Here is a 25,011-nt window from a genome sequence, read left to right as displayed (position 1 = left end):
GCTACAGAGTCAATAGTCGGGAGCGAAAATGACCGAGGCACCGAAGGTCCGCCGCAAGCGCGCCGACGGCGAACAGTCGCGCGAGCGAATCCTGGACGCCGCCAACGACATTGCCTCTGAACGTGGTTACGAGGGCACCAGCATTGGACTGGTCAGCAAGAAGTGCGGACTCCCCGCCAGCTCCATCTACTGGCACTTCAAGGACAAGGACGACCTGCTGGCCGCGGTCATCGACCGCAGCTTCGCGACCTGGTTGAAGGCCTGGAAGCTCCCGTCCGACGGCGAGCCGCGCGAACGCGTCATCGGCCTGGCCACACAGCTCGCGAAGGGCCTGCTCGACCATCCCGACTTCCTGCGCCTCGGACTCATGCTCGCGCTGGAGCGCCGGCCAGTGGAACCGCGAGCCCGTGCGCGGTTCCTGCAGGCGCGGGCGCAGGCCTCCGAGTCGCTCACGGAAGCACTCAGCGAGCTGGCGCCGGGGCTCACGGACGGCCAAGTGCGGCTGTTGGTGAACTACTCCATTGCCGGCGCCGACGGCCTGTTCATCGCCAGGGAACTGGGTGGCGATTCGGTGGACCTGCTCGAGCTGTTCGAAATGCACGCCAACGCCATGTACGACACGGCACAGCGGATGCTCGCGGAAAATGCACTCTGATGTCGCTCACGACCGAAGAGCTGCACGCCGCTGCCGATCTGCTGCACGCCGCACACCTCAACCGAGCCCCGATTGCGCCGCTGACCGCGCGTTACCCCGCGCTGAGCGTCGACAATGCCTATGCCATCCAGAAGATCAACCTCGACCGGCGGCTTCACCTCGGGCACGCCGTCGTCGGACACAAGATCGGCCTGACCTCCGAACCGATGCAGACCCTGCTCGGTGTCGATGAACCCGACTTCGGCTACATCCTCGATGACATGGTGGTTCCTGACGGTGGCGCGGTCGCGGCCGACCGATTCTGCGCACCACGCGTCGAACCCGAGATCGCCTTCCTGTTGCACACGGCGCTGCGCGGACCGGCTGTCACGGCCGACGACATACGCGCGGCCACCGCAGCGGTGGCTGTAGCACTGGAGATCGTCGACAGCCGCGTCGCCGATTGGCAGATCACCCTGCCCGACACCGTCGCCGACAACGCCAGTTCGGGCGCGGTGGTGCTCGGCGAATGGGTGCCCTTCTCCGCTGCGCTCGACCTGCCGAATGCGCGGGCGTCGCTGCGGCTCAACGACACCGAGATCGACACCGGACTCGGATCGGCGGTGCTGGGCGATCCCGCCGCTGCCGTCGCATGGCTCGCCAATGCCCTCGCTCCTTATGACATCGAAATCGCCCCGGGCCAGTTCGTAATGTCGGGTTCGTTCACCTCCGCGGCATTCATCCACCGCGGCGACCGGGCTGAGGCCACCATCACGGGCCTTGGCACCGTGTCCCTGCACCTCGACTAGAGAGCCGGAAACCTATGCAGCACAAATCACCCTGGCCGGTTGCCATCATCGGGTCCGGCAACATCGGCACCGACCTGATGATCAAGATCCTGCGCAGCGACGGCCCACTGCAACTCGCGGCCATGGTCGGCATCGACCCCGGTTCCGACGGCCTGGCCCGGGCCGCACGCCTGGGGGTGCCCACCACCGCGGAGGGAGTCGACGGACTCCTGCAAATGCCGAACTTCAGTGATATCAAGCTCGTCTTCGACGCGACGTCCGCCGGGGCCCACCAGGCCAACTGGGCACGGCTGCAGCCGACGGGCGTGCGCATGCTCGACCTCACGCCCGCGGCGGTCGGCCCCTACTGCGTCCCGGTGGTCAACCTCGACGAGCATCTCCACGCGCAAAACCTGAACATGGTCACCTGCGGTGGGCAGGCCACCGTGCCGATCGTCGCCGCGGTCTCGGAATGCGGCATCGTGTCGTACGCCGAGATCGTCTCCTCCATCTCGGCGAAATCGGCGGGGCCCGGCACCCGGGCCAATATCGACGAATTCATCGAAACGACTTGTGCAGCACTGCAATCGGTCGGCGGTGCACAACGCAGTAAGGCCGTGATGATCCTCAACCCCGCAGACCCGCCCCTGCTGATGCGCAACACGGTCTACTGCCTGGTCGACGGCGACGTCGACCAGGCCGCCATCGAGCACCACATCGACGCCATGGTGGCCCGCGTCAACGCCTACGTCCCGGGCTACCGCCTCAAACAGCGCGTCCAGTTCGAGACCTTCACGGCCGACCACCCGCTGTTCATCCCCGAGACCGGCAAGTTCACCGGCACCCGTGTCACCGCCATGCTCGAAGTCGCCGGCGCCGCCCACTATCTGCCCGCGTACGCCGGCAACCTCGACATCATGACCTCTGCGGCGAAGGCCGCCGCCGAGACCATCGCCCATCGCACGCGTGAAACAGCCGGAGCCACAACATGAGCCACGACCTGTATGTCAGTGACGTCACGCTGCGTGACGGTATGCACGCAGTGCGCCACCAGTACACCATCGCGCACGCCGTCGCCATCGCCCGCGCCCTCGATGCAGCCGGCGTCGCCTCCATCGAAATCGCCCATGGCGACGGCCTTTCCGGCTCCAGCTGCATCTACGGATTCGGCGCCCACACCGACATCGAATGGATCGAGGCCGTGGCCGCGGTGGTGCGTCATGCCCGGGTCGCCACCCTCGTGTTGCCCGGCATCGGTACGGTCCGCGACCTCAGGGCCGCCCACCGCGCCGGTGCCACTGTCGTGCGGGTGGCGACCCACTGCACCGAGGCCGACATCTCCGCCCACCACATCGCGGCCGCCCGCGAACTCGGCATGGACACTGTCGGGTTTCTGATGATGAGCCACATGACCGACCCGCAATCGCTCGCGGAGCAAGCCAAACTCATGGAAGGCTACGGCGCCACCTGCGTCTACGTCGTCGACTCCGGTGGCGCGATGACCATGCGCGACATCGCCGACCGGGTCGACGCGCTGCGCCGAACCCTCGACGCCGCCACCGAAATCGGCATCCACGCCCACCACAATCTGTCACTGGGCGTGGCCAATTCGATCGTCGCCGTCGAACACGGCGCCAATCGGGTCGACGCCTCGTTGACCGGGATGGGGGCGGGAGCCGGCAATGCGCCCCTGGAAGTCTTTGTCGCCGCCTCGGACAAGCTCGGTTGGGAGCACGGTTGCGACCTGCATGCGTTGCAAGACGCCGCCGACGATCTGGTCCGGCCGTTACAGGAACGCCCGGTCAGGGTCGACCGGGAAACCCTGACGCTCGGCTACGCGGGCGTCTACTCGAGCTTCCTGCGGCACGCGGAAATCACCGCCGAGCGCTTCGACGTGGACGCCCGAACGCTGTTGGAAGAGGCCGGACGGCGTGGGCTCGTCGGCGGTCAAGAGGACATGCTGGTCGATATCGCACTGGACCTGACTGCGGCCCGTACCGCCTAAGCGACCAGCTCCACCAGTGTCGCGTTGGCGGTGCCGCCACCTTCGCACATGGTCTGCAAGCCATAGCGAATTCCATTGTCCCGCATATGATTGATCATCCGGGTCATCAGCACCGCGCCGGACGCGCCGAGGGGGTGCCCCAGCGCGATCGCGCCGCCCAGCGGGTTCAGTGCGGCCTCGTCGGCGCCGGTGTCTGCGAGCCAGGCCAGCGGCACCGGGGCGAAGGCTTCGTTCACCTCGAACACGCCGATATCGGCGATACTCACGCCCGTCTTGCGCAGCACCTTCTCGGTGGCGGGAATCGGGCCGGTCAGCATCAACACCGGGTCGGCGCCGGTCACCGCGCCGCCGACGTACCGCACCAGCGGGGTGAGTCCGAGCTGCACCGCATTCTCCAGCGTCATCACCAAAAGCGCTGCCGCACCGTCAGAAATCTGCGAGGAGTTGCCGGCGTGGATCACGCCGTCGTCCTGGAACGCCGGTTTGAGTCCGGCGAGTTTCTCGACGGTCGTCCCGCGCCGGATCCCCTCGTCCTCGTGCACGATGCCACCGTCCGCGGTGAAGACGGGAACAATCTGCGTAACGAAGGCGCCCGAATCCTGTGCGGCAGCGGCAAGCTCGTGCGACCGCGCGGAGTATTCGTCCAACCGCGCCCGTGACAGGCCCCACTTCTGCGCGATCATCTCGGCCGAGACACCCTGGTTGAAACTGAAACCGTCATACCGGGCAAGCGCTTTCGGCCCGTACGGCTGCCCCGTCTGGCGGGCCGCTCCCAAAGGCACCCGGCTCATCACTTCGACGCCGCCGGCGACCACGATGTCCTGCTGGCCCGACATCACGGCCTGCACCGCGAAATCCAATGCCTGCTGCGAGGATCCGCAGGCCCGGTTCACCGTCGTCCCCGGAATCGAGTCGGGCCAGCCGGCCGCCAGCACCGACCAGCGGGCGATGTTGCTGGACTGGTCACCCACCTGCGAGACGCAACCCCACACCACGTCGTCGACGAGCTCCGGCGCCACGCCGGACCGTTCCATCAGATCATTGAGCACAACGGCAGACAGATCGGCCGCATGCTGGCCGGCCAATCCCCCGTTGCGCTTGCCGACGGCGGTCCGCACAGCCTCCACAATGACGACTTCACGCATGGTCGCTCCCTGCTCCGTAGACATCTCCGATGGCACCGTCGGCGCGTAGGCCGGCAATATCCTCGGCGCTGTAACCCAATTCGCCGAGTATCGCATCCGTGTGCTCCCCCAGTCCCGGGATTGCGCCCATGCTCAGCTCGAGGCCGCTGATCACCGGTGGCGGCAACAACGCCTCGATCGCGCCGCCCGGCGTGCTGACCTGACGCCACCGGTCGCGGGAAGTGAGGTGCGGATGGGCGATGACTTCGCTGGGCAGGTTGTACCGGGAATTTCCGATGCCGGCGGCGTCGGCCACCTGCTGAATGTCGTCGAGATCGCGTTCTGCGCACCAGGATTCGATGACGGCATGGAGTTCATCGCGGTGTGCGCAGCGGTGCGAGTTGCTCGCGAATCGGGGATCCTCGGCGAGGTCGGGCCGGTCGATGATCTCCCGGGCCAGCCGCTGCCACTCCCTGTCATTCGTGGTGCCGAGCACCACCTTCTGCCCGTCCCGGGTCGCGAACGCGCCGTACGGCGCGACGGCCGGCGACGCCATGCCGAGCGGCTGCTGGTTCACGCCGGAATGCTGGGTGTAGGTCAGCGGGTAACCCATGATGTCGGTCATGGTGTCGAACAGGCTGACCGCGACCGACGGTGCCGCACCCGTCGACACCCCGCGGGCCCGGCCCAGCAGCAGCGCCAGGATCGACAGCGCCGAGTACAGGCCTGTGGAGATATCGGCGACAGGCGGGCCTGGTTTGGCCGGCATGCCCGGAAAGCCGGTGGCCGCACACGACCCTGATTCCGCTTGCACCAGAAGGTCGTACGCCCGCTTTTGAGCGAGGGGGCCGGGGGCGCCATAACCAGAGATCTCGACGGGGATCACCTGGGGATGCCGCTTTCCGAGTTCCTCCGGCGACAGCCCCAATCGCGCGGTGGCGCCGGGCGCCAGGTTGGAGACGAATGCGTCAGCACCATCGAGCAACTGGTGCAGGACCGCAATACCTTTGTTGGACTTGAGGTTCAGGGTGATGGATTGCTTGCCCCGGTTGGCCCAGACGAAGTGTGCCGCCTGTCCGAGCACCACGTCGTCGTAGTAGCGGGCGAAGTCGCCACCCTGGGGATTTTCGACCTTGATCACGCGGGCGCCGAAATCGGCGAGCACGCGCGTGCACATCGGCGCGGACACAGCCTGCTCCATCGCGACGACGGTGATCCCGGCCAGCGGCAGCGACGACGCTTCGGTCACACCCTCACATAACCATGCCGCCGCCGGCCGGCACGCTGCGGCCCCACTCAGGAGTCCGACGCACAGGTGACGTCGACGTACACGTTGTTGACCATGCGAGTGTCCGCGCGCTGGGTCGGGTCCGCGGGATTCGGCAGCCCGTGCACGTCGGTCACCGTGCACGCGGACAGCGGTGCGCTCGGGGCGCCGTCGACCTGCACGTTGTAGCCCTCGCTGCGCAACGTCGACACCACGTCGGCGCCGTTGTTGCCGGACACGCTGGTGGCCTGGGCCGGGCCGGCGGTCATGAGGGTGGCAGCGGCCAGGGCTGCGGCGCCGGTCGAGAAGAATGCGATCTTGCTGAGCATTTCGATGTCCCTTCGTGGTGGGTTTCTGACGGCTTCCAGCCTCGAATCGGCCGACAAGGGTTCCCCTGAGGAACGATGAAGATTCGTTAAAGAACGCGGCGCTGACCAGGTCATCCCGTCGACCAGGCCTTCGCGCGGGTGCACTATGAGCAGGTGAACGGCACTGATCCCACGCTGCGCGCGCTGGTCGTCGACGACGAGACAGCGCTGGCCGACGTCGTGGCCAGCTACCTCAAACGCGAACAGTTCGAGGTGCGCGTCGCGGCTGACGGCCCGTCCGCCCTGGCCGTGGCGCGCGAACTCGATCCCGATGTCGTCATCCTCGACATCGGCCTGCCTGGGCTCGACGGCATCGAGGTGTGCCGACAGCTGCGCGTGTTCTCCGACGCGTACATCGTGATGCTGACCGCGCGTGATGCCGAGATCGACACCATCGTCGGGCTGTCGGTCGGCGCGGACGACTACGTCACCAAACCCTTCAGCCCCCGCGAGCTCGTGGCCCGTATCCGCGCGATGCTGCGCCGGCCGCGGCGGGCGGCCGATCCCGACCCGGTGACGGGGACACCACCGCGCGTGTTCGGCGATCTGCACATCGACACCGACAGCCGCCAGACGCTGCTCGGCGGTGCGCCGATCATGCTGACCCGCACGGAGTTCGACGTGCTGGCGGCGCTGTCCTCGCGTCCGCGGCAGGTGTGGACGCGGCATCAATTGCTTGAGGCCGTGTGGGGCGAATCATGGTTCGGCAATGACAACGTCGTCGACGTTCACGTCGGCCATCTGCGCCGCAAGTTGGGTGACAACTCGGCCGAGCCGCGCTATGTCACCACGGTGCGCGGCGTCGGATACCGAATGGGAGAAGGCTGATGGCCCAGAACCATCCGCGCAGCAAGCACGGAATTCGCAGCCGCCTGCTTGTCACCAACGCGGTCGTCGTGGTCGCGGCCATCGTCACCACGACCACCGTCGCGCTGATCATCGGTCCGCCGATGTTCCGGAAGGTGATGCAGGATGTGCTGATCCCGGGGCGCACCGGCCCGCACCCGTATGAGCAGGTGTTCCGGCAGGCGACCGCCGTCTCGGTCGGGATGTCACTGGCGGTGGCTGCCACGACGGCGCTGGCGCTGAGCTGGTATCTGAGCCGACGGATGCACCGGTCGACCGCCGAGCTCGCCGCCGCGGCCACCGCCGTGGCCGACGGCAACTACGACATCCGGGTCTCGCCGCCGCACCTGGGCACTGAATTCGACGCCATCGCAGACGCTTTCAACACCATGGCCGAGCAGCTGGGTTCTGTGGAGACGACCCGGCGTCAGCTGCTGGCCGACCTGGCACACGAGCTCCGCACGCCCGTCTCCGTCATCGACGCCTATCTGGAGTCGATCGAAGACGGCATCCACCCACTCGACGCGACCACGATCGGTGTGCTGCGCGACCAGACCGGTCGGCTGGCGAGGCTGAGTTCCGACGTGCGGGCGCTGTCCGACGCCGAACGCGATATGGCGCTCATCGATACCCGGTCCGTCGCGCCCGCGACGGTCATCGCCGCTGCCGTCGACGCCTTCGCCGCGCCGTACCGCGCCAAAGGGGTTGCGCTGACGTCAGATATCACCGCAGGACTACCCGACCTGTGGGCCGACCCCCAGCGACTCGACCAGGTGCTGGCCAATCTGCTGACCAACGCGCTGCGACACACTGACGCCGGTGGCACAGTGCGGGTGACAGCGACCCATGCCGCTGGGTCAGTGCAGATCCAGGTGTCCGATGATGGCGACGGTATCGCCGCCGAGCATCTCCCCCGGCTGTTCGAGCGGTTCTACCGCGCCGACTCGGCGCGCGACCGGGCGCACGGCGGATCAGGTATCGGACTCGCGATCGCCAAGGCGCTGGTGGACGCCCACCACGGCCGCATCACCGCTGCCAGCGCAGGCGTCGGCAGCGGCGCGACCTTCACGGTGGAATTACCCAGCCGCGCACCGGCACAACCTTGAGATCACTTAGCGCTCGGGGCACCGAGGTAGACGGCTTTGGGCACACACAGGCCCAGCGTCATCGCCGCGACGGTCAGCACCACCTGATTGGTATCGGACACGATCGCCGTCAGTAGCTCGGTCGACGGTGTGGTGCTGAACTGGATGAATCCGCTCAAGGCACGAAAGGCGAACACGCCCGGTACCAGCGCCACCACCGAGGCAAATCCGATCGCCGCGAACGGAATACGCAGTCTCGTCGCAACCGGAGACAGGACGATGCCCACCAGCAGGCACGCGACGAAGGCCGCGGCCGCCAGACCCACACCGTGGCCGGCAGCCCACCAGTGCAGCGCATGGGCAGCCATCCCGACACCTATGGGCCACACGATCATCCGCCACGGCACTGTCCAGTAGACGGCGTAGGAGGCGGCAGCTACCCCGGCCGCAATCAGATCGAGGTACCAGGGCGCAGAGCCGGTCGGCGCACTGACGGCCAGCGTCTGCCCCGTCGCCGCCAGGCCCACCAACAAACCGCCGGCGATACTCATCAGCAGCAGTACTGCGAACCCGAGTCGCGCCAATCCCAGTGTGATTCGCAAACCGAGCAGATCCAGGGCACCGTTGAGGATGTGTGGCCCCGGCACCAGAACCATTGCCGGGCACAGCACCACCAGGGCGGCAGTGGCGGCACCGAGATCGAGATGTCCGGCCAATCCCGCGATGGCTCCGGCGACCGCGGCCGCCCCGCATGCCTGTGCCAGCGGCCCGATTCGGCGAACCGCGAACCAGCGCCGCAACATACCGCCGAGGGCCGAGCTGATGGCGATGAGTAGAACTGCCAGCGGATTGGTGGCGCCGAAGATCAGGCTCAGCGCGCACGAGCCCGTCACGCACGCCGCTGCGAAAACTGCGTTGCCGTACACCGGTAGCGCACTGGCCTCCCGCACCGCTGCTTCGACCTCGGAGACCGTGAGCGGTCCATCCTCTGCCCGGTCGATCACGGCCATGAGGGCGGCGACGCGACGCATGTTGATCGATGTGGGGTTGACCGGCACCAGACGCAAGACGCCCCGGGACCCCGCTGCGGTGAGCGTCAGTGCCGACCATGCCGGGTCGACGGCGGCGTCGATCCCCAAGCCGTGATCAAGGCGCCGGACCGCGGTGGCAGTCATCTCGGTGGACTGCCCGTTGTCGATCAGCATCGCGGCCGCCGACAACACCGCGTCGTAGGCGCGCAATCGGTTGGTCGTGGGGTCGGCACCGGCCATGTGAGAATTCTCAGTCCGGGGCCACGGCGACCAAGACGAGCAGAGCTCCGCCAACGGCAGCTAGACCATAGAGTCGTTGCACCCCGGCGGTTTTCAGTGCGACCAAACGATCGTCGACCACCGTTGTCATGGGCCCCTCCGCGAGCGCGGATCAGCGGAAGCTAACACACAACCACCTGTCACGCCGGGCTTCGCAATGTCGTCAGCGCATTTACAGCGACAGCTAACGCGGGTAGTCGGGGTTCGGCGGGTAGCCCTGGCCGGGGTACCCGGGCGGCGGGTAACCCTGGTATCCCTGCGGCGGATAGCCCGGCTGCGGGTAGCCGGGGTACCCCTGCTGCGGCGGCATGGGATACGTCGGCCCTGGTCCGCCGGTCTGACCGCCACCGGTCCGCCGGCGCCGCACCACCACGACGATGAACACCACCAGACACGCAGCCGAGAGCACGCCGAACACGATGATGGGCCACGACCAGCCGCTCGGCGGTGCACTCACCCGGATGTGGTTCGCACCGGGACACCGCACGGTCACCGGCCCGCGGTCGCGCGGCAACTCCCCCACCGCCCGGTAATCCTTGCCCCGGGAGAACAGGAGGCGCCGTTTTCCGCCGAATCTCTTCTCGGGTTGCGCACCGGTGAAGGGCGCCAACGCCTGCGTCGTTCCGTCAGACGTCGTTGCGGTGCAACGAATGTGCGATTGCGATGGTTCGAGATACACGACGTAGCTGCCATTGGTGGGTGCCACCATGTCACCTGGCCGGATCAACACGCCCGGTTCGCTCTTGGAACCGAGGAAGATCACGACCAGCAGTGCCAACATCCCGAAACCGAACAGCGTCCCGATCACTCTGCCGACCGGGCTACGTCCCCCTACGCTCCCCATGCCCCGATTCTCACATGGACGCGGGCTGTTGTTCGGCAGTAGTCGATCAGCCGACCCGCCTGCGTGCAGCTAATTGTAGCGGCTAAACAGATCCTTGACCTAGCAAACATACTGTGGGTATTTTATTCGTGGGGTTCAATCGTTGGTGACCATGATGCATGGGGGCGGGGTTGGCGCGCTTTCTGTAAATGATGTTGTGGTAACCGACATTAACGATCGCAGGAGCGGGGACCAGATCATGACAGCTGCACACGCCAAAAAGTCAACAGCAAACTCACAGAAAATGGCCACGGTCCTGGTGGCTAGTGCCACGGCGGTAAGCGCGAGCTTCTTCGTCGCAAGTCCGCAGGCCAAGACCGTGGCTGCTCAGCTGCCAGAAATCACGAGGCAGGTGAAGCTGACGGCCAGTTCGGACCCGATCTCACTGATCGAAGGTCTGCTGGCGCTGCCCACGTCTGTCGCACAACAGCTCCTCGGCAACGGGCAGTGGATCAACAATTTGGCCTACCTCATGGCGCAGCCACTGGTGGCTGCCGACAATGCGCTCTACGGGCTCGACACCGCGGCGGCGCCGGTGGTCATGAACACTGTCACGACGTTGCTGTCGCCGCTTGCCACGACACCGGTGGCGCCAGCGCTTGAGGCCGCGCTGCAGGAGTACTTCAAGAATGCGGCCTTCCCTCCCACGGCCTTCTCCGGCGGGGGCCTCACGGGCTTCAACTTCTACGACTTGATACTCGCTTCGCTCTATGACTTCGGCGCCCCGGCCACCGCCCTGTTCCCGGCGGCCGTGACGTTGTTGGAGAAACTGGGGATACCTCTGCCCTTGCCCGGCAACCTGACGCCGAATGCCGCGACCACTGCCGCGCTGACGCCGGCCATCACCCCGGCAGCCGCCACTCCGCAGGATTTGATCGGGGGTTTGGGCGGCATATTGGGCAGCGCACTCAGCACGGTGTGGAATGACGGGGCCTACTTGGCGAGCATTCCACTGCAAATCGGGATTCAGACAGCTGCGACACTGTTGTTCTACGGTCCCGCAGCCGTATTCAATCCACCTCTGCTCTTCAACCTGCTCACCAGCTATATTCCGAACTACATACAATGGTTCACCGCAGCCGGTATCAACGGATTCGTCAGTACCACAACGCAATTCCTGTCCGGACTCGCCGGCGGCCTGCGCGGTCTCCTGCCCGCGGCCGCGGCGGCGCCGCTGGCTGCGGCGATTGCGCCGAAGTTACAGACGAAGTCGACGGCGGCGGTGACGCCTTCTGCCAGTCCGTCCGTCCCCGCACCTCAGGATGTGATCGGCGGCCTGGGCAATGTGGTGCCGTCTGCGGTATCGATGGTGGCGAACGACGTGGCATACGCGATAAACCTGCCGTTGGCCGTTGCGGTGCCGGTCGCCCTCCCGCTCGTGCTGCGCCTACCGTATTCGCTGAACCCGCAATTCATTGCGGGCTTACTGACCACGAATCTGCCGTTCGCTCTGGAAAACGGCCTCGCCGGCACGGTCAATGGAATCGTCTCGCAGGCGGGACAATTCATCTCCAGCCTGGGCGGCCTCGTCCCGGCCGCAGCAGCACCGCTGGCTGCTACGAGCGTACCCAAGGTGCAGACCAACCTGATCAAGGTCGGCAATCAGACTGCGGCGACGCCAGGCCCCCGCACCGCGACCGGCTCCACGTCGGACAAGTCCGGTTCGGACAAGAAGTCGGACAAGGCAGGCTCGGAGAAGACGGGATCGGGCACGGGCGGCAAGCACGGCAAGCCCGCTGATTTCGACCAGGTTGGCCGAAGCACGACCGGAAGCAGCCAGACGGGTGCCGGCACAGGCAAGACCGGGACTGGAGAGAATAAGAGCGGCAACGCTTCTCCCGGCAGTGGCGCTTCGAAGCATTCGTCGGACAAGTCGGCGTCGAGCACTCGCACAACAGGCGACAGCCACGGCAGCACCGGGACGCACGGTGGTAGCGGGAGCCACGGCGGCGGCAAGTAGCCCCGATAAGCAAATCTGTCTCGCCCCGGGGGTGGCTTCATCGGTGGTAGGTGTACCACCGATGAAGCCGCCCCCGCGCCTGCATGCGGGTCTCGCGACGAGCTTTCGGGAGGCAGTTGGACAAGCTGTGTCGGAACCTACCCCGGGTGTCACCGCGAGGGCGCCGTCGACGGCTCAGGCGTTCGGATCAGCGGCGTGCCGCTCGCGGTATCCGGAATGGTCCGCAGCGTAGTGGCGCACTCCAGCTGCGGGTCCAGCTGCTGCGGTTGCTCCGGAGTCCGTGAGTCCTGTTTGCGCGGCTGCTGGGTCAGCAGCGTGCTGACGTTGTTCGGCGAACGCGATGTACCCCTGATAGTGGGAGTGCATCGCCTCGAGGGTCGGCAGTGCCTGTGCCGACGCCGCTGCCTGACCAGAGTCGTCCCAGTGGCGACGAGGCGTTGCTTGCCGGGTCGCCGCGATATATGCCTGGTACGCAGCGTAATAGGCTTGGATTGCGTCGCTGGGCGCCGCGGTCGCGGCGGTAGGAGTTATACGGCCGCGGTCGAGTGCGAGGGCCGCCAGGGCGGCAGCCGTCTGCAACCCCCCGAGCACCACAATGACGATCGGGGCCCAACCGGGCCGATCGGTTTCGATGAGAGTCGCCGTCCCGTCAAGGAACCCGGTCACAGCCAACGTCACCACGACCCAGTGCCGCGGCGCGCCGGAAGGTAACGCGGTGAGCGCGCCAACGACCGCCGCCAGCACACTGAATCGAACGGCCCACCCAGCGTGCGCGGGCGGAACCATGCTGACGCTGTAGACCGCCACACCCATCAGAGCGGTCACGAGTGCTAGGTAGCCGACGGCACTATCGGCATCGGCGCGGCCGGACCGATTCGCTGGGCGGCTGTGGGACGATGAATACTGGCCTCGCGCAGGCGTCGGTGGCGGGTGACCGTAGGCCACGATTTACTCCTTTGCGTCGAATGATGCTCTGAGATAACGCATCTCGTCATCGGTGGCAACCATCTTGACCACGGCGTATCCGGCACGGGTGCGCACCCCGACGACATCGTCGGCGCTATCGAGCAGTTCTAGGGCGACATCGGCATTCGGCGACGCCGCTGTATGCCGGGGTTTGAGGACCATCGCGGTCACACTGGCCCGCACCGGCTGTTCGGCCACGCCATCGAACATCTCCACCGAGTAGTTGCGCTCGGCGCCGGCCTTCAACGCTGGCCGGCCCAAATCAGTCACTCGCAGCATGCCCGGGTCTGCGACCTCGGCGACCATGGGGTGCCAGGCACCGGGCCGGCGCGTGTGAACGCGGACCCGTGCACCGAGGGCCAATGATCGCAGTACGACTTGCTGCCCTAGATGCAGCGTTCCGCAGACCTCCACGCGTGCGATCTGCGACCCGAACAGAGGCAGCGCGACGGCGCGTCCCCGGTCATCAGCTCCGATCAGCTGTCCGCATCCAGAGACCGGCACGGTCAACCCTGCCAGCGCCTCGGTGCCGCCGGTGGCCCAGGTGCCTATGGTGCGATAGGGCTGTGGCACAGGCAAACTCGCCAACAGTGCCGGGTACTGCCGGCCCGGCAGTGCCAAGTGCCCGCGCAGTGGCCGATCTGCGCGGCGGTGTCCATCAACACGCGCCAGGGCGCGCACCTGCACCTGTGCGCCGGCGTTGCGCAACGAAATGCACAGCGTCGTCGAATAACTGGGAATCGTCCACTGCATACCGAGCCCAGCGGACGTCAGCATCGTTGGTTCAATTGCGTAGGTGCGTAGCGTGAATTCGCCCTCGTGACAATCCTGCCACGTCTCGGCGATGCTGGTCAGTGTGACGCCGTCACAAAGCGCACTGGTGGCATGAGCCATCTGTGTCGCGGTCGCGATCTCGGGGCGTAATCCTGCTCCCGCCAATCGATTTGCTACGCGGCGGGTAGCGGCTGTCGCGGTGCGGACGATTCCGTCGTGCCCACCGCCGCGGTGGGCTATTGCATCGACGCATGCCTGCGGATCGAAACGCAATGTCACCCAGAGGTTGCGGTGTGCTATCGCCGGCAGCGGCCCTACCATCGCGTCGTAAATCGCGGCGACGGGACCACGTCCCTGCGAGCGTGCGCCCTGGCTGATGATGTCGATGGAGTCCACTTCGATGTCGAACTGATTGAGGCAGTCGGCCAGCAACTGAATCGGCACGGAGTCACCGGACACGGTGGCCCCTGGTTCGAGCACCGTGAGCGCTTGCGGATTGCCATGGATGCGGATGAGCGACACCAATACCGTTCCATCCCAACGAAACCCGATCGAGCTCCCATCGGGCATCGTGGCATCGAACGGTGCCGGGATCGCCGCGGTCCCCCGCTGCCGCCGGCGCCGTTCGCTCTTGAACGCCAGCCACCGCGCCGCCCGCCGTGGCAGCGTCGAGCCGCGGAAGCGGACCACCAGCGGCATTGCCAGTGCGATACCGCCCAGAACGCCGTACCAGCCCCGGGTGCCAGACAACAACGCGACCAGCAGTCCAGCGGCAACCAATCCTTCGATGAGCAAAAGATCAGGCAGCGGGAGAACGCGCTGCGGCAGGATGCCGGTGGTCGGGGCGAACCGATCGGCGGCCCGGGGCCACACCGGGTTGTGCACTGCGGCAGCAGTCTGTGTCACGCGCTCGGCTCCTTGTCCGCTGGGCCGGTTCGATCTGTCGACTCCCAGCCACCCCCGGGGCGGTGTTGTAGCCTTGTCCTGCTTGGCAGTTCGTGAACCACGTTGACGGGGGCAAGCTATGCCAGCGCAAGTTACCACGCGTGCGCAGGTCAATGGATATCGATTTTTGATCCGGCGACTGGAGCACGCGCTGATACGTGCGGACTCGCGGATGATTCACGATCCGATGCGTGGACAGATGCGTTCGCTGATGGTTGGGCTGGTCATCGCGGTACTGGTCTGCGGCGCAGCCGGGGTGCTCGCATTCTTCAAACCGGCACCCAGTCTTGGGGATTCGCAGATCGTGATCAGCAAGTCGGAGGGTGAAATGTTCATCCGAATCGGTGACCATCTTCACCCGGTGTTAAACATCGCGTCAGCGCGGCTCATCGCCGGCCGCAGTGAGAACCCCAAGCCCGTCGACGACAAATTCCTCAATGCACTGCCGCTGGGCGCCCCGGTCGGGATTGTCGGTGCACCGGCAAGTCTGGCCGCCAGTGGCGACGCCGGCACGTCCGCCTGGTCCGTCTGCGACAGCGCCCAGACGTCTGCGCCCACCGACGTCACCGCGACACCCACGGTGGAGACCACTGTGGTGGCCGGTGATCCCCGACTCGGGGACGACATCAGCGCCGCCGAGCCTGCCCAGATGATCCTGACCCGAGCCGGTGGGCAGACGTTCCTGGTCTACGACGGCGTCCGCGCACCGATCGATCCCACTGACCCGGTGCTGGCCAACGCGCTGCGCCTAGACGGCCGAAGGCTGCGGCCGATGTCCGTCGGGCTGTTGAACGCGTTTCCCCTTGTGGACCCCATTGTGCCGGTGACGGTTGAGGGCGCCGGCGCGCCCACCGGTTACCTCCCGCAGCAATACCGAGTCGGTTCGATCGTCCGGACGGACGACTCGCGTGGAGAACAGCTCTACGCGGTGCTGCGCGATGGGCTGCAGCGTATTTCGGCGACCGTCGCGGATATCATCCGGTATGGCGATCCGACGTCGGGACCGACCGCGGCCAGCAGCATTTCGCCGGCACTGATCAGTGCCGCGCCGGCCGCGCACGCGTTGCGCGTCGACCATTACCCCTCCGCCTCGCCGCAGCTGGTCGCTGCCGATCCGGACCGGGTGGTGTGTATGTCCTGGCAGAGGACCCGGTCCGCCGCCGAATCCACCTCCCGACTATTGGTCGGCCGGCGGCTGCCGATCCCGCCTGGCACACAGCCGGTGCGGCTGGCCAGCGCCGACGGCAACGGGCCCGGTCTGGACGGCGTGTACCTGCAACCGGGCACCGGCGAATACGTCCAGGCCACCGGGGCCGCACCGGACAGCCGCTCAGCGGGCCCGCTGTTCTATATCTCGGACACCGGGCAGCGATTCCACATCCGCGACCCGAAAACGGCGGCAGCACTTGGTGTACAAGGTTATCCGGCCAGCCCCGATAGCCCCGACGACAAACCCAAGCCGGCACCCTGGCCGGTACTGCGTCTGCTACCGCCGGGGCCGGAACTTGCACAGGACGCGGCGCTGATCGCGCACGACACGTTGGGGGCGGACCCGCAGGGGCAGAAGCTCGCGTTGCCGAAAAGCTGAACCCTAGAGATGCAGTTCGCGGAAATACGCGTAGGCACCCATGATCCAGAATGAGAGTGGGAACACCAACGCGATCGCCAGGTATTCGACGATCTCGACCAGACGCCGCTGTACGGGCGAGAAATCGAGCCGCGGCGCCACCAGTCCGCATCCCAGCACCAACGCCATGAGCATCACCAGGGACAGGGCGGCCGGAACCCGCCAGCCGCCCACCGCGGTGGCGTCGGCCACGATGGCCACCAGGATCACTAGCTGACCCGCCGCGATCAGCGTGGCGGATTGCACCAGGTCGTGGTGGCTGCGTCCCCGCAGGCACAGCACGATGGCCACTGTGACCGCGAAAGCCGTGCCCTGCCAGAAGAACCCGACAGCGGCATGGACAACGAGGTAACAGCCGGCCAGCGCGGCGGTCGCGGCCGCCACCAGGATGCCGGACAGGTACTCGTTGGCCCGCCGAACTTGGGCCGTCATGTCCTCTTCCGTGGGGATGGCCCGCTTACCGACAGCGTCAACGCCGTCAACTGTGGTGCCGCCGTGAGTATCGATGTCATCGAGCGGCTCGCCCGCCGTCGGCACTCGCGGGATGGGGAGTCGCGATAACACGATCGTCGCCCGCGGTGACAAATAGACCACGATTACCGCGGCGGTGGCCAGAGCCGCTCCGAGAGCCCGTGGACTCGCCTGCCACAGCAGCGCTACCAGCGCCGTCGGGCCACACAGCGCCGCGGCAGCGATCACCGCCGTGTACAGCGGCCGCGCACGGCGCGTGATGAGCAGCATCAGCAATGCGGCAAGCGCCGTCACGCCCATCGCCATCGGCAGCGAGGTCAGCCCGTGACCGCGCGGGACGACGTAGAGGGATCCGCCGAACACCAGTGGCAAGGAAATGGCCCCCAACCACCCCGACGACGTGGACTCGCGGTAGCCCAGGATGCAGGCCGCCGTGGCCAAACCGATCCCAGCGGCGAGGGCGACCATGCCTGAGGCCGGGCCAGGAGCCGAGCGCAACGCTCCCAGCGTCACGGCGGTCACCGCAGCCACCAGACTCGCGCCGAACCAGCCGGCGCGGGCCGCGTGGGCGTTGATCCATTGTCGTGCGTCCCTGGGCGCGGCCGCGATGGGCCAGTTGACATCGTCGAACAGCACAGGCTGGATCGGCACCCCCACCTGCGCCAGCACCAGGATGTCCCCGTCGTGGATGCCGGCTTCTGCCAGCGACCGGATCGGGTCAATCGGCGCGCCACCGATTTTGGCGAAGGTGAACCGGCTCCCGTCCCTCGCGACAGGCGGGACGCCGGCGGCGGGGTGCTCGGCGGCCAGGTCGATCACGGCGTTGACGATCGCGGCGATGGACAGGTACAACGGCAGGCCGACATCGAGCATGGTGGTGCCGACCAGCACAGTCACCCGGCTGAGTTCGGGTTCGGCGTCCGGTTCCGCATCCAGTTCCGGCAGCGGCAGTGTCATCGGATCGGGCCTCCCCATGGCCGTTCGTCTTGTACATGGTCGCGGCAGTCTTTTTGCGGGTCGATCACGGGCACCGACCTTTCGGCGAGAATACCGAGACCGTCTCGGGTAGCGTTGCCCCGGGATTCGGGGAGGGATGTCGTTGGCCACGACCGGGTTTGTTCGCCGGCTGCGGGTGGCGCCGCCGCGCATGCCGGGCGGTGAAGTGAATCTCCAAGCGCCACCGGAAGTTCCGCGGTTGATTCCCGGCAGCCTGTTGGTGAAACTGATGCCGTTCGTGATGATCGTCGCGGTCATCGGGATGATCGCGTTGATGGTCACAGTCGGGGGACGCGACCTCACCCGCAACCCGATGTTCCTGCTGTTCCCCATGATGATGGTCATGTCGATGGCCGGCATGTTTCTCGGTGGCGGGGGCCGCTCCGGAAAGGCCGCCGCCGAGCTGAACGAGGAACGCAAGGACTACTTCAGTTACCTGGCCAACCTGCGCGAAGACGTCGAGCAAACCGGGGCCGGTCAACGCGCCGCCCTGGAGTGGAGCCACCCTGATCCCCGTACCCTCATCGACGTCGCGGGCACGCGCCGGATGTGGGAGCGCCGCCCCACCGATCAGGATTTCTGCCATGTCCGGGTCGGCATCGGCACCCACCGGCTCGCGACCCGGCTACTGGCCCCCGAGACCGGCCCGCCCGAGGACCTCGAGCCGGTCTCGACGGTGGCGCTGCGCCGTTTCGTCAGGACCCATTCCGTCGTGCATGCGCTGCCGACCGCAGTGTCGCTGCGTGCTTTCCCCGTCATCACCTTCGACGGTGCACGCAAACCGGTGCAGCGCCTGGTGCGGTCAATGATCTTGGAACTGTGCGCTTTCCACGGGCCCGACCACTTGCAGGTCGCGGTGGTGACCGCGAATCCGGACGGCGAGACGTGGAGCTGGGTGAAGTGGCTGCCCCAGGCGCAGCATCCATCGGCCCGTGACGGGTGCGGCACCATGCGGATGCTATATCCGTCCTTGCCCCTGCTGGAGGAGTCGTTGGCGTCCGATCTGGGCGAACGCGGGCGGTTCAACCGCAACGCGCAGCCCACCCAGGGTGTCAAGCAGCTCGTCGTCGTCATTGACGACGGGTACATCACCGGCGACGAACGATTGTCTACCGACGCCGGTCTCGATGGTGTCACCGTGCTCGATCTGAACGGCCCGCGGAATCTGGCGGGCGCCCGGCGTGGTCTGCAGTTGGTGCTCGAAAGTGCCGACGATGTCGGAGCACGGACCGCGGCCGGGGTGGAACGCTTCGCCACACCCGATCAGCTGACCCTGGCTGAAGCCCACGCCACCGCCCGACGCTTCGGCCGGTACCGACCCGGCACCGCAGCGCACATCGTGAACCTGGAGTCCGAATCGCGGGCCACCGATCCCGGTCTGATGAGTCTGCTCAAGATCCCCGACGCGGCCGAGATCGAGCCCGACCTGGTCTGGCGCCAGCGCAGTCCGCGCGAACGCTTACGGGTGCCGATCGGCTACACGCCGTCAGGACAACCGCTGGAACTGGACATCAAAGAGGCCGCCGAGAACGGTATGGGTCCGCACGGGCTGTGCATCGGCGCGACCGGATCAGGTAAATCGGAGTTCCTGCGCACGCTGGTGTTGGCGATGATCACCTCGCATTCGCCCGAGGCACTCAACCTGGTGCTGGTCGATTTCAAAGGCGGCGCAACGTTCTTGGGGTTGGAGGGGGTGCCGCACATCTCGGCGATCATCACCAACCTGGAGAGCGAGTTGACCATGGTCGACCGCATGCGTGATGCGCTGGCCGGAGAGATGAACCGGCGGCAGGAGTTGCTGCGCTCAGCAGGGAACTTCGCCAACGTCACCGAGTACGAGCGGGCGCGGGCCAACGGGGCCGACCTCAATCCGCTCCCCGCACTGTTCATCGTGGTCGACGAATTCTCCGAACTGCTTTCGCAGAAACCAGATTTCGCTGAATTGTTCGTCATGATCGGTCGGCTCGGCCGGTCATTGCATATCCATTTGCTCTTGGCCAGCCAGCGACTGGAGGAGGGCAAGCTACGCGGGCTGGACTCGCACCTGTCCTACCGGATCGGGCTCAAGACGTTCTCGGCCGGCGAGTCGCGCAGCGTGCTGGGAGTCCCCGACGCCTACCACCTTCCCAGCGTCCCGGGGTCGGCTTTTCTCAAGTGCGACGCCGACGAACCGATCCGGTTCAACACCTGTTATGTGTCAGGCGAATACGTGCGGCCGCGGCTGTCCGAACGGACAGGACGCATATCGCTGGGTGCGTTGACCCCCAAGGTATTCACGGCCACCCCGGTGCACAGAGATGCTCCGGCGACGGCCGCGGCGGACGCGGCACCAGCCCCCGCCGCGGAGTCATCGGGCGCGGCCAAGGGCAGTCTCCTCGATGTCGTGGTAGGGCGCCTGCGCGGCCACGGTCGCCCGGCCCACGAAGTGTGGCTACCTCCCTTGCATGACAGTCCCGCGGTCAATGATCTTCTGCCCGACCCGGTGTGGACAGAACCGCGGAACGTCAACGGCCGGTTGTGGATTCCGGTAGGAGTGGTAGACCGGCCCTACGATCAACGGCGTGACGTGCTGACCGTGGACCTATCCGGCGCTCAGGGCAACCTTGTGGTGGTCGGTGGGCCGCAGTCGGGCAAATCGACCGCACTGCGCACGCTCATCATGTCGGCGGCGGTGACCCACACCCCTGAGCAGATTCAGTTCTTCTGCTTGGATTTCGGTGGCGGCACGCTGAGCAGCTTGGCGAAACTGCCGCACGTGGGCAGCGTAGCCGGACGGATGGATGCCGATCGCGTCCGGCGCACCGTCGCCGAGGTGACCGGACTGCTACGCAGTCGCGAACAGCGCTTCCGTGACCTGGGTATCGAATCGATGCGGGATTTCCGGCAGCGCAAGGCGGCCGGCGACCTCGCGTTGAGCGATCCGGTCAGCGGCGACCCGTTCGGCGACGTGGTGCTGGTGATCGACGGGTGGGCGAGCATCCGCAGCGATTTCGAGACACTCGAGCCCGCGCTGCAGTCGATCGCCATCACAGGGCTGTCCTACGGCATCCACCTCGCCGTCAGCGCCAGCCGGTGGATGGAGATTCGGCCCGCGGTCAAGGACATGCTCGGCACTCGGATCGAGCTGCGCATGGGCGATCCCGTGGATAGCGATGTGGGCCGCAAATTCGCCGAATTGGTCCCCGTCGGTCGCCCCGGCCGCGGCATCACGGCCGAGCGGCTGCACCTGTTGATCGGACTGCCCCGCCTGGATTCCCGCTCGAGTACCGAGGACCTGCCGGCCGCCGTAGCGGCCGCCTCGGAATTGGTGCGCGAATTTTACGGCCAGCGGCGGGCACCTCGCGTCCGCATGTTGCCACACGACCTTGACCGTGGCGCGGTGCAGCAGGCGGCTCAACCGACCGTCCAGCTGAGCCCGGCTCGGGTGGCGGTGGGGATCAACGAAGACGAACTGGCGCCGGTGATACTGGATTTCGACGAGCAACCACACCTGGTGGTGTTCGGCGACACCGAGTGCGGCAAGACCGGCCTGCTACGCAACATCGCCGCGGGCCTGATGGAGAACGCCCACCCAGATCAGGCCAAGATCATCCTTGTCGACTTCCGCCGAACCATGCTGGGGGTCGTCGAAAATGACCATCTCGCCGGTTACGCCACCGCCACGCCGTCACTGGCCGAGCTGATGACGGCGCTGGCAACCGAATTGCGGCGACGGCTCCCACCCGAGGACATCACCCAACAGCAACTCAAGGAACGTTCCTGGTGGTCCGGCCCGGATCTGTACGTGCTGATCGATGACTACGACCTGATTCCAGGCAGCTCGCTGAACCATCCGATGGGCCCGTTGATGGAGTTCCTGCCGCAGGCGCGGGACATCGGCCTGCGGCTGATCCTGACTCGTCGGATCGGTGGAGCCGGCCGAGCGATGATGAGCGACCCGGTGATCGTGCGGCTGCGAGATTTGTCCTGTAACGCACTGGTGATGAGCGGTACCAAGGAGGAAGGTCCGCTGTTCGGCGGCTACAAAGCGACGCTGATGCCGCCGGGGCGCGGAATGTTGTTGTCCCGCAGCGGCAAAAGCGGCGTCATTCAACTGTCACGGATGCCGGACCTATGACCGGCGTCGAGCAACGCAACGGGTTCGGCCGACCGTCCCCCGCCTCACCGGCACCGGCCCTGGTCCGAGTATCGGTACTGGGCGCTGACGACGGGGCCGGTACCCAGCTGGATGTCTCCCTGCCGGCAGATGCGCCAGTGGCCGTCGTGGTACCCGAGCTCGTCGCACTGATCCGGTCGCGCGGCGGCAGCCGCTCCGGGCCGCCGCAGGACCCGATCATCGGCGAAGCGCGGCACAGCTATTGGGTGCTCGGCCGCAGTGACGGGACACCGCTGCAGCCGGACGAAACCCTGCGTGCAAGCGGCATCGGCGACGGCGATCTGCTGCGACTCACAGCCCGCCGGGCGCTGACCGCCCCTGTGCTGTCCGATGACGTGGTGGACGCCGCCGCACGCCTGAACAAGGCGTCGTTCGCTGCCTGGAGTCCGGCTGCGGCCCGTGCGATGGCCGTCGGTGGCGTGTACGCGGCCGCGCTGGTATGGGTTTTTCTGCTGGTGCACTGGGAGTTTCGCGGTGAACGCGCCATTTTCACCGGGGTGGCGGCGGTCGTGGCGGGATCGTTGGTCGGCGGCGCGGCGCTGGCGCACCGGTCTCACGGTGATCGGATGGCCGGTGCCGCTCTCGGCTGGGCTGCCATTCCGATCCTGGCGGCCGTGGGATGGGCGCAGCTGTCCCGATTCGGCTCCTACGGGATCGCGGCGTTGTGCGCGGCGATACTGCCGTTGCTCTATCTCACTTACTGGCTGATCGGTACCGGTCATTGGGGCTTTCTGCTCACCGCCGTGTTCTGCGGGCTGAGTGGGCCGGCCGTGTTGGCGCATGTGCTGGCCGTGCCGATGACCGTAGCCGGGACCGTCCTCGCGGTGGCCGCCGCCGCGGCGTGCCCGGCGGTGCCGGGGCTGACTGAACGCCTCGGCCGCCGGCGCACAGCCGAGACAACGATCGAAACCTCCACTAGCAGTTGGAGCTTGGGTGATCCGTTCGCCTCTGCCACACCGTCGGAAGGGGCCGTACAGGCTCCGTCGACGGACGAGATATGGGCCCGGGTCCAGGCTCTGCGCCTGACCCGCGCCGCCTGGTACGGCGGGCTGGCCGCCGCTGCGGCGACTGCTGCCGCGCTCGTCGTGCGCAGTCAAACACCACCCACCTGGCCGGCACTGACGTTCGCGACCGTATGCACTGTTGTGCTCGCGCTGGCGATGCGGAGACCGCACACCGCCGTGGAGCGCGCGGCACTGGGCGTACCGGCGGGCATGCTGGTCGTAGCGACGGCCGCGTACGCGCAGCAGGGTTCAGTGGTGATGTCATCGGTGGCGCTCGGTGCGCTGTTGGCTATCGCGATCGGAGCCGCCGTGGTCGGCATCACAACCGGAGTACGGACCAGCCGGTTGACCGCCGTGCTGCCGTATCTCGAATACCTGACCAGCGCAGCCTTGATCCCGTTGGCGTTGTGGGTCATTGGCGCGTACGCACGGCTGGGCTTCGATTGATGCGCTGGGTCGCGGTGCTGGCGGTCTTGTTCGCGGTCGTGGTGTCCGACCCGGCGCTGGCCCGAGCCATCGACCCGCCCGTGGTGGCGCCGGGTCCCCTGCCGAGCGGAGCTGGTGGACCCCCCGAGGCGACCGAACAGAAATCGCCATGCGGGACCGCAACGGTATTACCGGGAACCGACTTTCAGATGAGACCGAGCGCGGACACGATGCTCGATTACTCGTCGGCCTGGCAGTTTTCCCGCGGTGCCGGACAAAAGGTCGCCGTGATCGATACCGGCGTCTCACGGCACCCGCGCCTGCCGGCGTTGCAAGCCGGCGGCGACTTCGTGTCCAATTCCGACGGCCTGGTGGACTGCGACGCACACGGCACGCTGGTCGCCGGCATCATCGCCGCATCGGCGGCACCCGGCGATAGTTTTGCCGGGGTGGCCCCGGATGCCACGATCCTGTCGATCCGCCAGAACAGCAGTGTCTACGCGATGCGCGGCTCCAATTCTCAACAAGATGACCCCAACGCAGTGGCGGCCGGATACGGCAGTACCCACACCCTGGCCAGTGCCATCGTGCGAGCGGTCGACATGGGAGCAACCGTCATCAATCTTTCCGAGGTGGCGTGTGCACCGGTCGAGGCCGGGATGGACGACGCCGATGTCGGCCGGGCGGTTCGATATGCGTTCGAACGCAATGTCGTCGTGGTCGCCGCGGCCGGCAACTACAGCGAGCAGGGTCTGTGCCGGGCCCAGAATGACGTCACCGATCCCAACCGACCGCTGACTGCGGGGTGGCGCTCAGTGCGCACCATTGCCAGTCCTCCGTGGTTTTCGGACTACCTGTTGTCGGTCGCATCCCTCGCCCCGTCCGGCCTGCCGTCCGACTTCAGCTTGAGAGGACCATGGATCGGGGTGGCCGCCCCCGGCGAGCGCATCACTTCGTTGGACCCGCAGGGATCTGGCCTGATCAACGCCTGGCTGGACCCGCAGAAGGGGCCTGTGCCGATCAATGGGACCAGCTTCGCCACACCATATGTGTCCGGTGTGGTGGCCCTGATCCGTTCTCGTTTCCCGGACCTCACCGCCGCACAGGTAATCGACCTCGTCAAGCGCACCGCCCACACCCCAGAGGCCGGACCCAACTCCGCAACCGGATACGGGATGGTCGATCCGGTCGCCGCACTGACCGCTAGCCTCCCGCCGGCCCGCGACCTTCCCGACCCGACGGCCGGGCACCCCATCAGCGGCCCGCCTCAATCTCCGACGGATGATCGCGCGATCACCATCGTGCTGACGGTGCTCGGGGTGTGCGCGGTGGGCGCGCTGATTGCGGTGACGGTGCTCAAGGACCGGACGCGATGA

19 protein-coding genes are annotated in these 25,011 nt (G+C 66.8%); 11 read left to right on the top strand and 8 right to left on the bottom strand.

Annotated features, from left to right (window positions below; translation table 11 throughout):
* Positions 1-28 precede the first annotated feature (28 nt).
* Genes AC3WTE_RS23250 through dmpG form a run of 4 tightly spaced genes read left to right on the top strand, consistent with a single transcriptional unit; the run spans position 29 to position 3,427 of the window.
* A complete protein-coding gene (locus AC3WTE_RS23250; protein WP_492441304.1) occupies positions 29-655 on the top strand; it encodes a TetR/AcrR family transcriptional regulator in 627 nt (208 codons plus the stop codon).
* The gene (locus tag AC3WTE_RS23245; RefSeq protein ID WP_492441302.1) at positions 655-1,443 is read left to right on the top strand and encodes a 2-keto-4-pentenoate hydratase; all 789 of its coding nucleotides are present in this window, start codon (positions 655-657) and stop codon (positions 1,441-1,443) included. The genes AC3WTE_RS23250 and AC3WTE_RS23245 overlap by 1 nt, the downstream gene beginning before the upstream one ends.
* 14 nt (positions 1,444-1,457) lie before the next feature.
* A complete protein-coding gene (locus AC3WTE_RS23240) occupies positions 1,458-2,414 on the top strand; it encodes an acetaldehyde dehydrogenase (acetylating) (RefSeq protein WP_492441301.1) in 957 nt (318 codons plus the stop codon).
* Entirely contained in the window at positions 2,411-3,427 is a 1,017-nt protein-coding gene (gene dmpG / locus AC3WTE_RS23235) for a 4-hydroxy-2-oxovalerate aldolase (protein ID WP_492441299.1), read from the top strand. The genes AC3WTE_RS23240 and dmpG overlap by 4 nt, the downstream gene beginning before the upstream one ends.
* Here dmpG and AC3WTE_RS23230 read toward each other — a convergent pair.
* From AC3WTE_RS23230 to AC3WTE_RS23220, 3 genes are read right to left on the bottom strand one after another with little or no spacing between them, the layout of a single operon-like run.
* Positions 3,424-4,572 carry a thiolase family protein gene (locus AC3WTE_RS23230; protein WP_492441297.1) on the bottom strand — a complete coding sequence of 383 codons (1,149 nt, stop codon included), beginning with the start codon at positions 4,570-4,572 and terminating at the stop codon, positions 3,424-3,426. The two genes, dmpG and AC3WTE_RS23230, sit on opposite strands and share 4 nt — an antisense overlap.
* Positions 4,565-5,800 carry a CaiB/BaiF CoA transferase family protein gene (locus AC3WTE_RS23225; RefSeq protein ID WP_492441295.1) on the bottom strand — a complete coding sequence of 412 codons (1,236 nt, stop codon included), beginning with the start codon at positions 5,798-5,800 and terminating at the stop codon, positions 4,565-4,567. Before AC3WTE_RS23225 ends, AC3WTE_RS23230 begins: the two co-directional genes overlap by 8 nt.
* A gap of 47 nt (positions 5,801-5,847) precedes the next feature.
* Complete coding sequence (locus AC3WTE_RS23220) at positions 5,848-6,147, bottom strand: hypothetical protein (protein WP_492441293.1); 300 nt, start codon at positions 6,145-6,147, stop codon at positions 5,848-5,850.
* Between the two features lie 138 nt (positions 6,148-6,285).
* On the opposite strand from AC3WTE_RS23220, the gene AC3WTE_RS23215 reads away from it, so the two are divergent.
* Together AC3WTE_RS23215 and AC3WTE_RS23210 are read left to right on the top strand one after the other, a co-directional pair.
* Positions 6,286-7,014, top strand: coding sequence for a response regulator (locus tag AC3WTE_RS23215; RefSeq protein ID WP_492441291.1), 729 nt, complete (start codon positions 6,286-6,288; stop codon positions 7,012-7,014).
* Positions 7,014-8,138: a HAMP domain-containing sensor histidine kinase gene (locus AC3WTE_RS23210; RefSeq protein ID WP_492441289.1), complete on the top strand. Its 1,125-nt coding sequence runs from the start codon at positions 7,014-7,016 to the stop codon at positions 8,136-8,138. Before AC3WTE_RS23215 ends, AC3WTE_RS23210 begins: the two co-directional genes overlap by 1 nt.
* A gap of 2 nt (positions 8,139-8,140) precedes the next feature.
* Here AC3WTE_RS23210 and AC3WTE_RS23205 read toward each other — a convergent pair whose 3' ends face one another.
* Positions 8,141-9,388: a threonine/serine exporter family protein gene (locus AC3WTE_RS23205; protein ID WP_492441287.1), complete on the bottom strand. Its 1,248-nt coding sequence runs from the start codon at positions 9,386-9,388 to the stop codon at positions 8,141-8,143.
* A gap of 223 nt (positions 9,389-9,611) precedes the next feature.
* Complete coding sequence (locus AC3WTE_RS23200) at positions 9,612-10,271, bottom strand: hypothetical protein (RefSeq protein WP_492441286.1); 660 nt, start codon at positions 10,269-10,271, stop codon at positions 9,612-9,614.
* A 145-nt stretch (positions 10,272-10,416) separates the two neighbouring features.
* Between AC3WTE_RS23200 and AC3WTE_RS23195 the strand changes: the two genes are divergently transcribed.
* A complete protein-coding gene (locus AC3WTE_RS23195) occupies positions 10,417-12,270 on the top strand; it encodes a hypothetical protein (RefSeq protein ID WP_492441284.1) in 1,854 nt (617 codons plus the stop codon).
* A 174-nt stretch (positions 12,271-12,444) separates the two neighbouring features.
* Here the strand turns inward: AC3WTE_RS23195 and AC3WTE_RS23190 are convergent, their stop codons facing one another.
* Together AC3WTE_RS23190 and eccE are read right to left on the bottom strand one after the other, a co-directional pair.
* On the bottom strand, positions 12,445-13,095 hold the full coding sequence (locus AC3WTE_RS23190; RefSeq protein WP_492441282.1) for a DUF5336 domain-containing protein: 651 nt from the start codon (positions 13,093-13,095) through the stop codon (positions 12,445-12,447).
* Positions 13,096-13,218: 123 nt separating this feature from the next.
* Positions 13,219-14,916, bottom strand: a complete 1,698-nt coding sequence (eccE, locus tag AC3WTE_RS23185; protein WP_492441281.1) for a type VII secretion protein EccE — start codon at positions 14,914-14,916, stop codon at positions 13,219-13,221.
* A 118-nt stretch (positions 14,917-15,034) separates the two neighbouring features.
* On the opposite strand from eccE, the gene eccB reads away from it, so the two are divergent.
* Positions 15,035-16,543: a type VII secretion protein EccB gene (gene eccB, locus AC3WTE_RS23180; protein ID WP_492441279.1), complete on the top strand. Its 1,509-nt coding sequence runs from the start codon at positions 15,035-15,037 to the stop codon at positions 16,541-16,543.
* Between the two features lie 3 nt (positions 16,544-16,546).
* Here eccB and eccD (AC3WTE_RS23175) read toward each other — a convergent pair whose 3' ends face one another.
* Positions 16,547-18,010 (bottom strand): type VII secretion integral membrane protein EccD, encoded by a 1,464-nt coding sequence (gene eccD, locus AC3WTE_RS23175; RefSeq protein WP_492441277.1) that lies wholly within the window; start codon positions 18,008-18,010, stop codon positions 16,547-16,549.
* A 142-nt stretch (positions 18,011-18,152) separates the two neighbouring features.
* Between eccD (AC3WTE_RS23175) and eccCa the strand changes: the two genes are divergently transcribed.
* Genes eccCa through mycP form a run of 3 tightly spaced genes read left to right on the top strand, consistent with a single transcriptional unit; the run spans position 18,153 to position 25,011 of the window.
* The gene (gene eccCa, locus AC3WTE_RS23170) at positions 18,153-22,166 is read left to right on the top strand and encodes a type VII secretion protein EccCa (protein WP_492441392.1); all 4,014 of its coding nucleotides are present in this window, start codon (positions 18,153-18,155) and stop codon (positions 22,164-22,166) included.
* Positions 22,163-23,656 carry a type VII secretion integral membrane protein EccD gene (gene eccD / locus AC3WTE_RS23165; RefSeq protein ID WP_492441275.1) on the top strand — a complete coding sequence of 498 codons (1,494 nt, stop codon included), beginning with the start codon at positions 22,163-22,165 and terminating at the stop codon, positions 23,654-23,656. The genes eccCa and eccD (AC3WTE_RS23165) overlap by 4 nt, the downstream gene beginning before the upstream one ends.
* Complete coding sequence (mycP, locus tag AC3WTE_RS23160) at positions 23,656-25,011, top strand: type VII secretion-associated serine protease mycosin (RefSeq protein ID WP_492441273.1); 1,356 nt, start codon at positions 23,656-23,658, stop codon at positions 25,009-25,011. The genes eccD (AC3WTE_RS23165) and mycP overlap by 1 nt, the downstream gene beginning before the upstream one ends.

The sequence above is a fragment of the Mycobacterium sp. FW102-FHT13B02 genome, from assembly GCF_058790275.1.
This window is presented reverse-complemented; position numbering and strand designations above follow the sequence as displayed.